This is a genomic window from Enterococcus sp. DIV1368b (genome assembly GCF_050529595.1).
Lineage (GTDB): Bacteria > Bacillota > Bacilli > Lactobacillales > Enterococcaceae > Enterococcus_B > Enterococcus_B mundtii.
This window is the reverse complement of the sequence record NZ_CP172883.1, coordinates 2,637,928-2,650,736: the sequence shown is the minus strand read 5'-3', so window position 1 is coordinate 2,650,736 and position 12,809 is coordinate 2,637,928. Positions and strand designations below refer to the sequence as shown.

Annotated in this window: 19 protein-coding genes; all 19 read left to right on the top strand. The window is 37.7% G+C overall.

The features are described from left to right. The first annotated feature begins 595 nt into the window (after positions 1-595). The 19 genes from IGJ19_RS12170 (at position 596) to IGJ19_RS12080 (ending at position 12,803) form a co-directional block, all read left to right on the top strand. On the top strand, positions 596-775 hold the full coding sequence (locus IGJ19_RS12170) for a hypothetical protein (RefSeq protein WP_071866029.1): 180 nt from the start codon (positions 596-598) through the stop codon (positions 773-775). Next, positions 775-1,017: a hypothetical protein gene (locus tag IGJ19_RS12165; RefSeq protein ID WP_071866030.1), complete on the top strand. Its 243-nt coding sequence runs from the start codon at positions 775-777 to the stop codon at positions 1,015-1,017. The genes IGJ19_RS12170 and IGJ19_RS12165 overlap by 1 nt, the downstream gene beginning before the upstream one ends. Then, positions 1,007-2,278 (top strand): site-specific DNA-methyltransferase, encoded by a 1,272-nt coding sequence (locus IGJ19_RS12160; RefSeq protein ID WP_071866031.1) that lies wholly within the window; start codon positions 1,007-1,009, stop codon positions 2,276-2,278. Before IGJ19_RS12165 ends, IGJ19_RS12160 begins: the two co-directional genes overlap by 11 nt. 139 nt (positions 2,279-2,417) lie before the next feature. Next, positions 2,418-2,624 (top strand): hypothetical protein, encoded by a 207-nt coding sequence (locus IGJ19_RS12155; protein WP_071866032.1) that lies wholly within the window; start codon positions 2,418-2,420, stop codon positions 2,622-2,624. 33 nt (positions 2,625-2,657) lie between these two features. Further along, positions 2,658-3,365, top strand: coding sequence for a DUF5677 domain-containing protein (locus IGJ19_RS12150; RefSeq protein WP_192923783.1), 708 nt, complete (start codon positions 2,658-2,660; stop codon positions 3,363-3,365). A 46-nt stretch (positions 3,366-3,411) separates the two neighbouring features. Beyond that, complete coding sequence (gene terS / locus IGJ19_RS12145; protein ID WP_071866034.1) at positions 3,412-4,308, top strand: phage terminase small subunit; 897 nt, start codon at positions 3,412-3,414, stop codon at positions 4,306-4,308. Continuing rightward, complete coding sequence (locus tag IGJ19_RS12140; RefSeq protein WP_086335093.1) at positions 4,283-5,578, top strand: PBSX family phage terminase large subunit; 1,296 nt, start codon at positions 4,283-4,285, stop codon at positions 5,576-5,578. The genes terS and IGJ19_RS12140 overlap by 26 nt, the downstream gene beginning before the upstream one ends. A 14-nt stretch (positions 5,579-5,592) precedes the next feature. Then, complete coding sequence (locus IGJ19_RS12135; protein ID WP_430604144.1) at positions 5,593-7,131, top strand: phage portal protein; 1,539 nt, start codon at positions 5,593-5,595, stop codon at positions 7,129-7,131. A gap of 4 nt (positions 7,132-7,135) precedes the next feature. After that, complete coding sequence (locus IGJ19_RS12130; RefSeq protein WP_086335091.1) at positions 7,136-8,284, top strand: phage minor capsid protein; 1,149 nt, start codon at positions 7,136-7,138, stop codon at positions 8,282-8,284. A gap of 233 nt (positions 8,285-8,517) precedes the next feature. Beyond that, positions 8,518-9,108: a phage scaffolding protein gene (locus tag IGJ19_RS12125; protein WP_086335090.1), complete on the top strand. Its 591-nt coding sequence runs from the start codon at positions 8,518-8,520 to the stop codon at positions 9,106-9,108. A gap of 13 nt (positions 9,109-9,121) precedes the next feature. Further along, on the top strand, positions 9,122-10,009 hold the full coding sequence (locus IGJ19_RS12120) for a capsid protein (RefSeq protein WP_086335089.1): 888 nt from the start codon (positions 9,122-9,124) through the stop codon (positions 10,007-10,009). Beyond that, complete coding sequence (locus tag IGJ19_RS12115; RefSeq protein ID WP_430604143.1) at positions 10,006-10,170, top strand: HeH/LEM domain-containing protein; 165 nt, start codon at positions 10,006-10,008, stop codon at positions 10,168-10,170. The genes IGJ19_RS12120 and IGJ19_RS12115 overlap by 4 nt, the downstream gene beginning before the upstream one ends. 29 nt (positions 10,171-10,199) lie before the next feature. Next, positions 10,200-10,640, top strand: a complete 441-nt coding sequence (locus IGJ19_RS12110) for a hypothetical protein (protein ID WP_086335088.1) — start codon at positions 10,200-10,202, stop codon at positions 10,638-10,640. Next, complete coding sequence (locus tag IGJ19_RS12105) at positions 10,637-10,972, top strand: putative minor capsid protein (RefSeq protein ID WP_074799460.1); 336 nt, start codon at positions 10,637-10,639, stop codon at positions 10,970-10,972. Before IGJ19_RS12110 ends, IGJ19_RS12105 begins: the two co-directional genes overlap by 4 nt. Beyond that, a complete protein-coding gene (locus IGJ19_RS12100; RefSeq protein WP_176285299.1) occupies positions 10,972-11,334 on the top strand; it encodes a minor capsid protein in 363 nt (120 codons plus the stop codon). Before IGJ19_RS12105 ends, IGJ19_RS12100 begins: the two co-directional genes overlap by 1 nt. Beyond that, a complete protein-coding gene (locus IGJ19_RS12095; protein ID WP_074799462.1) occupies positions 11,334-11,711 on the top strand; it encodes a minor capsid protein in 378 nt (125 codons plus the stop codon). Before IGJ19_RS12100 ends, IGJ19_RS12095 begins: the two co-directional genes overlap by 1 nt. 10 nt (positions 11,712-11,721) lie before the next feature. After that, positions 11,722-12,198, top strand: a complete 477-nt coding sequence (locus IGJ19_RS12090) for a phage tail tube protein (protein WP_010733992.1) — start codon at positions 11,722-11,724, stop codon at positions 12,196-12,198. Next, positions 12,153-12,314, top strand: coding sequence for a HeH/LEM domain-containing protein (locus IGJ19_RS12085; protein ID WP_080637949.1), 162 nt, complete (start codon positions 12,153-12,155; stop codon positions 12,312-12,314). Before IGJ19_RS12090 ends, IGJ19_RS12085 begins: the two co-directional genes overlap by 46 nt. A gap of 27 nt (positions 12,315-12,341) precedes the next feature. Next, positions 12,342-12,803: a hypothetical protein gene (locus tag IGJ19_RS12080; protein WP_074799463.1), complete on the top strand. Its 462-nt coding sequence runs from the start codon at positions 12,342-12,344 to the stop codon at positions 12,801-12,803. The last annotated feature ends 6 nt before the right edge of the window (positions 12,804-12,809 follow it).

Here is a 12,809-nt window from a genome sequence, read left to right as displayed (position 1 = left end):
CAAGTGCATTCGTGAATGACGAATCGATTATTCGATATTTTTAACTTTTTCTTTTTGATCACATAGTAAGGCATTTTACTTACCTCTCTTTTTTACTCTATTATACAGCGAAAGGATAAAAAGTCATGAAAAAGTTAAATCAGATGAATGATTAGAAGGGACAAGGTAAAGACTCGTAAGCAATACAAGCTACATTTTTTTACAACATTTGATCAAAGTGTATTGTCTAGGGAGGACTGTTTACACAAGTCTGTCACTTAGAATGTATGAGATAAACTTGGATGTTACAGAGTCTTGCTACCAATATCTTAGGAGGGAATTATGAAAACGAGGCAAATAATTTGGAGAAAGATTACACGCTAATCCAAGATGCGTCAGAGGCCAATAATCAAATTATATCAAAAAAGCCTATACTAGTTTCCGCTAGTATAGGCAAATGACTATAGTAAAAAACAGTTTACAAAAAACGAGCATTAATGTCTAGTGAAATCATTATTGCCCATTTATAAGAAAATCAAACACACTTCTCTGTGTAGTTACATAAGATCGCTCGTTGAGAGGTCTTTTTTATTTTGTCTTAAGGAGGAATGAACTCATGAAACAATACACTGATAAAGATTTTGAGGAAATGAAACAATTAAAGAAGGGCTTTGAAGAAGTTGGTCAAGGTCAAGTATTTACGATTGGAACTATTCAACGTAGATTACGTGTTGGAAAGGAACGAGCTACTGCTCTTTACAATGATTTGATCTCAGATAGAGAGAAGGCCACGTGATGAGAAACTACTGGTACGTATCACTATCTAATAGGTATCCACAGCCGAATGAAGGTGATCTAGTTAGAGTCGTCCAGTCAGTTCAGATCAAAAAGAAATACTCCATTGTAGAAATGACCAGAGAAGCGACACCGAAAGAAATTGACAAATATAATCTTCGATACTGTGGATATGGCTACTTTAATGAATCACATATTGAAGAAAATATTAACAAGAATTCGAGGGATACAAATGCAAATTGAAGTAATGAAGTTACAGGACTTAAAGCCTGCTGATTATAATCCAAGAATTAAGTTAGAACCTGGTATGGCCGAATACGAGAAGTTAAAACAGTCCATTTTGGAATTCGGCTTTGTTGATCCACCTATTTTTAACAAACGAACAGGAAATCTCGTAGGCGGTCATCAACGGGTTGCTGTGGCTAAAGATTTGGGCCTATACGAAGAGATAGACGTATCTGTCGTTGATTTACCACTTGATAAGGAAAAAGCTCTTAATGTGGCTCTCAATAAGATTACTGGGCATTGGGATGATGAAAAGCTTTCTGTTTTGTTGAAAGAATTAGAAAATGAAACCATTGTTTTAACAGGGTTTGAATCGGAAGAAGTAGAAGAATTACTTACTGCGTTTGAGTATAAAGAAGATACCGAAAAGCCTGTAATAGAAGATGGATTCGAAGTGAATGAATTTATAGAAAATCATTCTGATCCTAGAACTAAATATGGTCAACTATGGAAGTTGGGTAAGCATTATTTATTATGTGGCGATGCTACGAAAGCGAGCGACGTCGAAAGATTGCTACAAGGTAAAAAGGCGGATTTAGTTGTCACTGATCCACCATATAATGTAGCGGTGAAATCTGATAATAAAGATTTAAACGAATCTGGTCGAGATAAAATTATGAATGACGATATGAGTGATGAAGAGTTTGATCAATTTTTAATGTCTGTATTCCAAAACTATGCTAATGCAATGGAAGACAACTCGGCAATTTATGTCTTTCATGGATCTTCTTATCAGCGAGAATTTGAAAATAGGATGAATGCCGCAGGAATTATAGTTCGGTCACAGTGTATTTGGGTTAAAAATAATGCAACATTTGGTTGGAGTCAGTATCGTTGGCAACATGAACCAGTTTTCTATGCACATAAGGAAAGATATGCACCTACGTGGTACGGAGATAGGAAACAGACAACGGTTTGGCAAGACGACTTACTAGAAGATTTACCAGCAACCATTTGGAGAGTTCCCAAAGATGATGTGAATGCATATTATCACCCGACGCAAAAGCCATTATCACTTATTGCTATACCAGTAAAAAATAGTTCTAAAAGGCAGGATATCGTTTTAGATTTATTTGGTGGCTCTGGTAGTACATTAATGACCTGCGATCAGTTAGAACGTATTTGTTATACTCTCGAATTAGATCCTCTATTTTGTGATGTAATTATTGAGAGATGGGAACGAGCGACAGGCAACGAAGCAATTTTAGTTTCAGAATAAAAAAGAAGCCGAGTGCGTAAACACTCGACTACTTCAACGAGGACACTAAGCCCCCGAAGATACAGAGAATGCCCACGCGTGGTTTTTCGATACCCTCTGTATCTTTTAGCATCATAACAGATGTCGGGGTGCTTAGACAATGGAAAACGAAAAATTTGATTTAGACTATGAGATTGAAAAAGCGATGGAGAAAGCAGAGTCTATTGATGAATATAAGAAAATCATTCGAATAGCTTTGGGGAAATGGCTTAAAAATCTCCAGTCAGGACAAATCAAGTTAGATAAAGTTTCCGATTTAAAGATATTGATTGAAGCTGATCTTATGTTGAAAGATATTGATGATTGAGAGATAATCAATGTAAAAAAGGAGATCAGTAGTTTGAATAATGATAAACTGACTATTACTGAATTTGAAAAAACATTAGAAATTGTTTTTTCAAAAATACCTGAAGAAGAAAATGAACTGAAATTCTTGGTTTCATCTGACATTGGCTTTGAAATTTTGAATTTAAAACTATCTATCAATATTCTATTAGATAGAAAACATTACACGGGAATCTTATCCCTAATAAGAACTATGATGGAAAATCATATATATTTGAAATATATATTGGAGAAGAATTCGAATAAAAGAAGCAGAGCTTATCAGTTAAATGTATATAGAGATGTGAAAAAACAATATGATGCTCAAAAAAAGAATAAAAAGCTACAAAAAATGATTGCTCAAGATCAATGGTTAAAAGAGCAAACAGATTTATATGAACAAGATGAAGCTAAAATAAAACAATATTTAAAAGAACTTGATTCACTTTATGGGCACAAGCTAGTACCTTGGTATAACGATGATGGAAGTACAAAAGGAATATACAAGCTGTTTGAACGTATGGGTAAATCCGATTGGTACGATGGCATATATAGATACTTATGTATGGAAGCCCATGGGAATAATGGATTAAAACATTTTGAAATGTTAGATAATGGTATGACAAAATTAAAACCAACTATATTGAATGAAAAACAAATTAGTAGTATAAGTTGTAAAATTCTGAATGAAACAAGAAAAGAATTAGCAAACTTGATTTCTTAGAAAAACAAAACTCAACCTAATCAGAATGTGAGGTGGTGTATATTGAATGGCAAGAAAGCGTGATCCAAGACGTGATGAAGCTTTCAAATTGTTTGAAGAGTCTAATGGAACAATAACTAACCGAGAAATTTCTGTAAAGTTATCTGTCCCAGAAAAAACTATTTCAGCATGGAAATCACGTGACAAATGGAATGAAGTACTGCAAAAAGATGAATGTAGTACTTCAAATAATCATTGTAGTACTGCAAATAAAGGTGGCGCACCTATCGGTAACCAGAATGCCATGGGGAATAAAGGGAATAGCAGCGCATCACCGCCATCAGGCAATAAGAACGCCTTGAAAACTGGCGAATATGAAACAATATTCTTTGATACGTTAAGCGATGACGAGAAGGACATCTATTCAAGTTTGGATGATGATCCTTCTTGTGTTTTATCTGAAGAAATACGGCTACTGAAGATTCGACAGCTACGAATGATGAAAAGAATCAAAAAAGCCGAAGAAGGGTTAAATGAGGAAGAAGTTGAGCGGCTGCAACAGCTAAGAAAAATAAAAACTCCTATAGAAAAAGATGGTAAAAAGCTAGAAATCAAACGTGAAGCAATGCAAGATATCCAAGTAAGTAGAAAAGTATACCGTAAAATTGATGATATTCTTTCAATTGAAGATTCACTAACTCGGATTAGTAACCAGTTGACAAAATCGATTAAACAACTAAATGAATTATCCCTATTAGGAGGAAAAGTTGTATTAATGGAAGAGCAAAAACGGAAAATAGCCTTTGAAGCGGATATTCTCGAACATAAAGTCTCTAAACTTATTCTTAAACAAGGTGAGCAAAGTAAAGTTCAAGGCCTTATTGATATTGGCCAAGCGATTATTGGTCCAATAGAAGAAGATGAGGAGAGTGAAACAGATGAGTCAGTTGAAACTATCGACTAAACAAAAAGAGAATATTTTTCAACCACTTAAAGGAATTCGGATGGAGATGAACGAGGGAACGATTCGTTCTGGTAAGACGATGTCAGATGCTCAAAAGATGGCGTTAATATACGCAGGACATCCCGATACGAATCATCTTGTTCTTGCTTATAACCAAGAACAAGCCTACAGAATGTTTATGGATTGTGAAGGGTTCGGACTAGAACATATCTTTGCCAGCTGTGCTGAGATTCGACACGATGAGCATGGGGATCATTTATGGATCAATCTACCAGAGGGAGAAAAGCGGATCTATTATAAAGGCGGCGGAAAAGTAAATGCTGTCGGCGCTATCACTGGTATGTCATTTGGAACTGTCACTTTTTTGGAATTCAATCTGCTTAACAAAGCGGTCATAGAGGAGGCTTTTCGTCGGACTAAAGCTTCTAGTTTTCGTTATCATCTCGCTGAACAGAATCCGCCAGCACCAAATCATCCGAACCTAGAAACTCTTAAACCTTTTATAGAAACTGGGTCTTTTAAGTTTCGTCATTGGCGACCACAAGATAATCCTATTTTAACGAAACAAGCTTTGAAAGAATGGGAAGCGGAATGTAAAGTCTCCGAGTATCTTTACAAACGAGATTGGCTAGGTGATCGTGTGATGCCTGAAGGTGTGATCTATTCAATGTTTAACGAAGATACTCATCTGTCGAAGGGAATCATCGGCAAGCCTGTAGAAGCATTCTTTAGTGCAGACGGCGGACAAAGTGATGCAACTACCTGTTCCTTAAATCTCGTTACATGGAAAGACGGAAAATATTATCTCTATCGAATGGCTAACTTCTACCATAGTGGTGCCGACACGGGTGTCACGAAAGCGATGAGTGAGTATGCCAAGGAAATTAAGCAGTTTAAAGAATGGTGTTATAAAGAGTGGTCATGGCTGCCTAAGCATTCAAAATTCTTTGTCGATCCAGCCTGTAAGTCATTGAGTGAGGAATTACGTGTGTTAGGAATCGTCACAACAAAAGCAGACAACAACTCAAAAGACAAAGTAACCAGCAATGGCACTAAAATTGAAGTAGGGATTGAACGAACGCAAAGCGCCTTTTCAAAAGGACGCTTTTTTCTTTACGATCATGATGGCAAGTACGGTCACTATCATTTCATCAAAGAATTAGGAATGTACGTTCGGAATGATTCGGGCTACCCAGTGGATAAAAACAACCATGCATTAGACGAATGTCGTTATGCGATTAATTACTTTACGAAACGCTATGTTCTTTAGCAGGAGGTGATCAGGTGTCATTTTGGCAAGCAATAAAAAGAGTTTTTGGAAAGGGGGCGATTGCGATAGGAGCGAAAAAAGAGCTACAAAGTATTTTAGATCATCCAAAGATTCAAATGAGTCGTGAAGAATATGATCGTATTCAAAACAGCTTGCTCTATTATCAAGGGTACACCCATTGTAATTCTGATCAGAGGGCAAAGGCGAATATCAATATGGCCCGCAAGGTTGCTTCTGAATATGCGAAGGTAATGTTCAATGAACAGGCAGAAATCACGATCGGAAAAGACGATAAATCAAAAAAATATGATGAAGCTAGCGCTTGGATAGAGTCTGTGTTTCAACATAATGACTTCAAGCGTAATCTCAGTAAGTATCTTGAACCAGCAATGGCTCTTGGTGGCTTAGTTGTGCGACCTTATTTCAATGATCAATCAGGACAAGTGGAATTTTCATGGGCGCTCCCGGATGCCTTCTTTCCATTGGAAAGCAGTACAAATAAGATCAGTCAGTGTGCAATGGCATTTAAAACGATCAAAACCCAAGGGAACAAAACGTTCTATTATACCTTGTTAGAATTCCATGAGTGGATCGATGGTGAGTATTGGGTCTCTATGGAACTATACGAAAGTGAAAAATCTAATGTGTTGGGGATGCAAGTATCTTTAAACACATTAAAGCAGTACGAAGAGTTTGAGGCGGCTGTTCATGGTGAAGAAATTGAACGTCCAATCTTCTCTTATTTTAAGACAGCAGGTTTTAACAATATCAACCCATACTCACCACTTGGTGTTGGTGTGTACGATAACTGTAAACGAACACTTGATCGATTAAACAAAGCTCTTGATGCGTTCGATCATGAAATTGACGTGGGAAAGAGAAGAGCGGCCTTTCCTGAATCTATGCTAAGTGGAATTCCTGACAAGGGAACAGGCGAAACGAAATTAACCTTTGATAAAGATGATGACTTCTATGTCATTGTTCCTGGTACGAACCCTGATGAATTTAAAATTACTGATTTAACTCATGATATTCGAACAGAACAATACATCGGAGCAATTAATCATCGCTTGCAACTTCTAGAAATGGAAGTGGGGCTGTCAACAGGTACGTTCGTTTTCGATGGTGCCGGGGTACGTACTACGAATAAGACGGCAACTGAGGTAATCAGCGAGAACTCGCAAACGTATCAATCAAGGAACCAACAAACAACCGAATTAGAGGAATTCATTCGGGATGTTGTGCTAGCGCTGTGTGAGCTAGGTCGAGCCACAGAAGTTGATGGAAAACCACTATTTAGTGGTGAATCTCCAAATCGTGAAGAGATCGGTGTGAATTTTGATGATGGCATCTTCTTAGATAAAAAGTCAGAATCTGATTATTATCGTGAACTGAAAAACGATGGGCTGATTCCCGGATGGTTAACTTTAGCTAAAATAATGAAGTTGCCTGAAAGTAAGGCAAAAGATCTTTACCGACAAGCGCAATTAGATGTAATTGATGAGACTACTGGTAAAATACGAGATTCTGGATACGAAGACTTCGAGGAGTGATTGAATGGCCATTACACCTAACCAGTTAGATATTGAGGCTTCTTACATTCAAGATGCTTATATGGCGATGGAAGATGAGATCATGAGGATGCTTGTTAAGCATTTGAAAATGCGAACTCGAACACCTTTGAATGAGGACAACGCTTTTCGTTGGAAAATTGAAAAGATGCAGCAATTAAACCTTTTGAATCCGCAATCGTTGCAGCAATTGGTCAATGAAACAAGTCAGTATTCTTATGATCAGCTACGTAAAATCATCGTGGATATGGGGTTTGAAGTCATTTCAGATCTTGACCAAAACTTGTCTAAGCAAACAGGAAAAGAACCACCATCACGAACTGAGATTGACAATGTGATGAAATCGTATCTCAATCAGCAATGGCGAGATCTCGACAATCATGTCAATCAAACGCTGATCGACACTAATTATCCGAATAATCCACTGGCTAAGATGTATCAACAAGTTTTAAACGATACTGTAGCCAAAATCATTGGCGGCACTAAAACGCCACAACAGGCGCTTAGAGAATCGATCTATGCGATGGTGGAAAAAGGGGTGATGACGACCTTTGTCGACAAATCAGGACGTGAATGGAGCCTTGAGCGCTACGTTCGGATGGTTTTGAAAACCACAACTCATCGAGTTTATCAGGATCTACGACTTAAGCGAGGGTTAGAGTATGGAATTGTTACAGCGCTAATGAGTAGCCATATAGCTGCACGACCACACTGTGCCCATATTCAAGGCGGATGGGTCTTACTTGTCCGTAAAGAGGATGCACCGGAAGAATTACGTCATATTTCATCGATCTATGATTATGGATACGGTGAGCCTGACGGAACCCAAGGTATTAATTGTCGACATCGATTGTACATCCAAATCTATGATCCGGATCTTGATATTCACATGAAGCAGTATAATCCAAAACAAGCGATTGACAATGCGGACTTGGTTGCCAAGCAACGCCGCATGGAAGTCGCTATTCGTCGTGCTAAGCGGCAATTGAACGCAGCAACGACAATGGACAACAAAGAAGATGTTCTGCACTTCAAACAACTGGTCAGACGACGTCAAGCAGCACTGCGTACTTTTATCAATGAGCATGATCAATTGTTACGTCGGGATTATTCGAGAGAGCAAGTGTATTCATAGAAGGAGGAAGTATGGTGGAGGATTAAAGCAAATTGAGCTTATCTGAAATCTTACTAACATTTTATGAAATTGGTCTTGCTTTGAAGTTTGAAGATTTTGGTTTGTTTAGTCTAGCTTGCTAGGCTTTTATTTTGTCCTGAATATGACATTAAACTGTTTATCTACCGAGTGAGCGGTATAACTCACACTCTAAACTGGTACCAACCAGAATAAAAAGGAACGGAGAATGAATCATGGAATGGATCAAAGAAATTTTATCAAAACACGTCGGAGAGGATGGGAAGTTTGATCTAGACGGAGCGACAAAAGAAATAAAATCAGAATTTCCGAAAAATGCTGTGCCTAAAGCTGATTTTAATGATAAGTCTCAAAAGCTAAAAACGGCAAACGAAGATTTAACTGCCGCAAATGCGCTTGTTGAGCAGTTGAAAGCATCGAACAGTGGAAATGAAGATCTGCAAAAACAAATTGATGACTATAAAAATCAGTTAGAAACCGTAACCGCTGAAAGACTAGCAGATCGTAAGAACGCTGCGATTGAATTAGCTTTAACACAAGCTGGGGCTAAGAACATTACAGCTGTGAAAGCTTTGTTGAAGGCAGATGAGTTGGAAATGACTGACGAAGGTGTCAAGGGATTAGATGATAAAGTAGCCGCACTGAAAAAAGATGAAGGCTATTTGTTTCAATCAAGCGATCCTGCACCACAGCCAAAGAAAAAGCAATTTGTGGCTGCTGGGAATACAGGCGGTGGCGAACCACCTAAAGAAAAAAGCTGGAAAGATAATCTAGCCGAGAATATTGCAAGAACAAAAAATAATTAGGAGAGTGTTTTGAATGCCAGTAATTTTAGACAGTAAAGATTTAGCGAAAATTGACAAGGAATTTGCAGCTGAGTCGCAAGTATGGGAAGTATTGACCCAAGGGGCAAAAGATATCACGGAAGCTGATTTTGTGGGTACTCACGAAGTACGTGTAAATGAAATGCAAGGATTTACTGCTGCCGATTATAAGCGGAATAAAGAAAACGAACGGAATAATATCTCAGTTGAGAAATCAACTTTAAAATTGGAAAAGGAACGTTGGATGGGCTACGACATGGATCGCTTAGATCAATCGGAAAATGCAGCGTATCAAGTAGGTGCGGTCATTGAAGAGCACACTCGATTGGTTACGATTCCTGAGAAAGATCAAACCGCTGTTGCACGTTTACTTGAAGCTGGATTTGATACTTCTGACAAGGTTTACAAAGGAAAAACGGTCAAAGAATCAATCACAAAATCTAACATTTTAGATAGTTTCGATGATGCTGAAGCATACATGACTGATGCGGAAGTAATTGGTCAATTCGTAGCATTTATGTCTAGTGATGCATACAAAGCATTGAAAAATGCAGATGGTGTTTCTAAGACTTTTACTACCAATACTGTTCAATTCAACGGTATCGATCGACGTGTTGAGATGCTCGACGGCACGAACATCATCATCCAAAAGGTTGCTAAGAATCGATTGCAAGTAGATGAAGAGAAACACATTAACTTTATCATGACACCAATTACTGTTGCTAAGCCAATCGAGAAGTACAATACGATTGATTTGGTTCCTGCTGACCAGGATCGTGGCGGTTACCGTGACACCATCAAAGGATTGGATTATTACGATTGCTTAGTACTTAAGAAAGCACGTCCAGCAATCTATATCTCTTATGATGACCCAAAAGCATGACCCCGGAAGAACCGGGGAAGTTTGGGGTAGAAGGTAAATCATTTGTCATCAATGACATGAAAGTTGATGAGCTTAGAGCTGAGTTAGATCGTCTTGGTATCGAGTATCCATCTACTGCCAAGAAACCAGAATTAATTGAGCTGTTAAAAGAAAGTGAATAACCACTCTCTTTTTTCATGGAGGTGAAACCATGGAACGAATAAGACGTAAGGCGTTGAATGAAATCTTTTCCGATCAGGAAAGCGAGCCATGCGGCTACTTGTCTCTTACAGAGTATAAACACTTGGTGGATGAAGAAACAAAACTGACCGAAAAAGATTTCCAAAAGCTTCTGAGAAAAGCCAGTGCATTGTTGGACATTCAAACGAGACGTTTTTATCAGCGTAATGATCTCGAGTCAGATATTCTGATGCGGCGCGATGCATTCAAGTTGGCTGTTGCTTATCAAATTGAGTACATGCATGAGGCTGAGGCCACTACAACGTTTGGAATGCAAGAGCCTGATAGCTGGTCCATTGGACGGATGAGCGTTTCTAAAGGCAAAGGGAGTAACGAAGTATCCCTTCTTTCTGGGGACGCTATGCTGCAGTTATCTGGGACAGGTCTGTTATATCGTGGGGTGAGCCGATGAGAGTGCCACCAAAACGTTTTTTCCCTCATGCGATGATCTATCGCAAGAAAAACGGAATGGGTCCACGAGGTGAGCCAATTCTTGAAGAGGATCTTGTGATTGATCATGTCCGCTTTGATGACACAGTCAAATTTGAGCCAAAGGATATTGATGGGAAAATACAAACCCCCAATGCATTGATCTCTATGGTAAAGAAATACACTGAAGCATTGCCGGAGTTTTCCGTTGCAGATCAAGTTGAAATCTTTGGTAAACAATACACAATAACAAAAATCGTTCCGTTGATTGCTGACTCGCCTGAACCATTCGGCTATGAATTGGAGGTAGTTTAGTGGGAGCATCTGTAAGAATTGATTTAAGTCGAGCAAAAAGAAAATTAAGTCATTCATCTATACAAAATGGACGGCATGAAATGGCAAATACAGCTCATTTAGATATGAATGAAAGATTTGTTCCTATGAGGAGCCAACACTTGAGAGATAAGTCTTTTGTTGAAAGTAATGGAGAAAAGATTACTTGGAATGCTCGATATGCTTTGGCACATTATCACGGAGGATTTACAAATAAGTTTGGAACACAGGTAATATTTTCTAATTATACTACACCAGGAACTGGTCCATATTGGGATAAAGAAGCTAAATCTATATTTATGTCTAGTTGGTTAGAAGCATTCAAGAGGGGAGCGAATTGGTAATGGATTTTATTGATCAGTTGCTAGAAGTATCGAATCAAATACCAGTACCAATTCGTATTCACTCTTTAGATAAAGACGAGTCGATGCGTCTAACCGCATTACCTGGAGGTAAAACGGTCGAAACTTTTATGGATGGATCAAAACAAAAAGAACTAAATTATGAATTTGTCTATAAAACGAAATGTGAAAATGCAGATCGGATAATGATTGAACTAGGTGAGTTACTAGAAGAACAAGAAGATATTCCATCTAGTAACAATAGTTATCAATTTGTTGGAATAACTATTGTAGATGAACCTTTTTTTACAGGTTATGACGACAAAAAATTTCTGTATTATCGATTAGCAATCAAAGCAACATTATATTTTGATAAATAGGAGGAATATTATGAAACGAAAAAAAATTGCGCTAATTGGATTTGAAATTCAAAAATTGAAAGATGGAAAAATTACTGAAGATGGTTGGGTTCGTTTAAAAAAAATCAAGAGTGTCTCTGATGCCTCACAAGAAGAAGTTGACGATGGAGACGGTTTCTTTGATGGGTCGGGAGAACCAGAGCAAACGATCACCTCTCATCGACTAGGCTATAGTTTTACGGGTGAATACTTTGAGGGTGATGAAGCATCCGAATTAATTGATGAAATGATTGGTTTATTTGGAGATGATCGGAAAATTGGTTTTCGAGTAACAGATGATCGAGATAATCCCAAAAAGAAAAGGGAAGGAATTGCAACTTTATCAAGTCCTCAAACGAAAACTGGAGGGGCTACTGAATTTGGTAATATTGAATTTACTGTTCTATATGATACTACACCTAAATGGGAACCTTATTCAAAGCAGACAGCCCAGAGCCAGAAGAACTGAAAGCTACTGGGCTAACTATTCCAGAATTAAAACAAACACTTGATAGTAAAAATATAGAATACCCGTCAAATGCTAAAAAAGATGAACTAACTAAAATATTGGGGGAGGCTTTATAGCCTTCTCTTTTTTATATGGAGGTAATTATGAAACAAACACTTGATATCGATATTGAACTCTCTGGCTTTCCAGTAGGATTTACAAATCCAATTACTGGTGAGCGTGTTGAAATCTGGTTTGATAGCTCATTGGAAAATTTAAAACGAATTATTGTAGAAGAAAACTACGAGGAATTCGACATATACGAACAAAAACTTAAAGAAGATTCTATCCACGAAACTAATGTTGAAACAGTCATAGAACATGCTAAAGGGACTCTTGAATATCAATATGATTTTTTCTTTGGTAAAGGAACATTTGAAAAATTATATGAATGTGTACCAGATTTCGATGCACTTGAACGTGCTTATGAACCAACTATCAAAGCTATTGCTAAAAAAGTCGAACAACAAGAAAAGAAAAGACAAAAGGATAGAGAGCTTGCTGCAAAAAAATTAACCAAAGAATTTCAGAAAAAGAAAAAGCAAAAAGCAGCAAATAAAAAGTAGGTGGTG

Bases quoted from the DNA above. Each gene is read 5' to 3' on its own strand.
- IGJ19_RS12170 (WP_071866029.1), top strand. From the start codon at position 596: ATGAAACAATACACTGATAAAGATTTTGAGGAAATGAAACAATTAAAG.
- IGJ19_RS12165 (WP_071866030.1), top strand. From the start codon at position 775: ATGAGAAACTACTGGTACGTATCACTATCTAATAGGTATCCACAGCCG.
- IGJ19_RS12160 (WP_071866031.1), top strand. From the start codon at position 1,007: ATGCAAATTGAAGTAATGAAGTTACAGGACTTAAAGCCTGCTGATTAT.
- IGJ19_RS12155 (WP_071866032.1), top strand. From the start codon at position 2,418: ATGGAAAACGAAAAATTTGATTTAGACTATGAGATTGAAAAAGCGATG.
- terS (WP_071866034.1), top strand. From the start codon at position 3,412: ATGGCAAGAAAGCGTGATCCAAGACGTGATGAAGCTTTCAAATTGTTT.
- IGJ19_RS12140 (WP_086335093.1), top strand. From the start codon at position 4,283: ATGAGTCAGTTGAAACTATCGACTAAACAAAAAGAGAATATTTTTCAA.
- IGJ19_RS12130 (WP_086335091.1), top strand. From the start codon at position 7,136: ATGGCCATTACACCTAACCAGTTAGATATTGAGGCTTCTTACATTCAA.
- IGJ19_RS12125 (WP_086335090.1), top strand. From the start codon at position 8,518: ATGGAATGGATCAAAGAAATTTTATCAAAACACGTCGGAGAGGATGGG.
- IGJ19_RS12120 (WP_086335089.1), top strand. From the start codon at position 9,122: ATGCCAGTAATTTTAGACAGTAAAGATTTAGCGAAAATTGACAAGGAA.
- IGJ19_RS12115 (WP_430604143.1), top strand. From the start codon at position 10,006: ATGACCCCGGAAGAACCGGGGAAGTTTGGGGTAGAAGGTAAATCATTT.
- IGJ19_RS12110 (WP_086335088.1), top strand. From the start codon at position 10,200: ATGGAACGAATAAGACGTAAGGCGTTGAATGAAATCTTTTCCGATCAG.
- IGJ19_RS12105 (WP_074799460.1), top strand. From the start codon at position 10,637: ATGAGAGTGCCACCAAAACGTTTTTTCCCTCATGCGATGATCTATCGC.
- IGJ19_RS12095 (WP_074799462.1), top strand. From the start codon at position 11,334: ATGGATTTTATTGATCAGTTGCTAGAAGTATCGAATCAAATACCAGTA.
- IGJ19_RS12090 (WP_010733992.1), top strand. From the start codon at position 11,722: ATGAAACGAAAAAAAATTGCGCTAATTGGATTTGAAATTCAAAAATTG.
- IGJ19_RS12085 (WP_080637949.1), top strand. From the start codon at position 12,153: ATGGGAACCTTATTCAAAGCAGACAGCCCAGAGCCAGAAGAACTGAAA.
- IGJ19_RS12080 (WP_074799463.1), top strand. From the start codon at position 12,342: ATGAAACAAACACTTGATATCGATATTGAACTCTCTGGCTTTCCAGTA.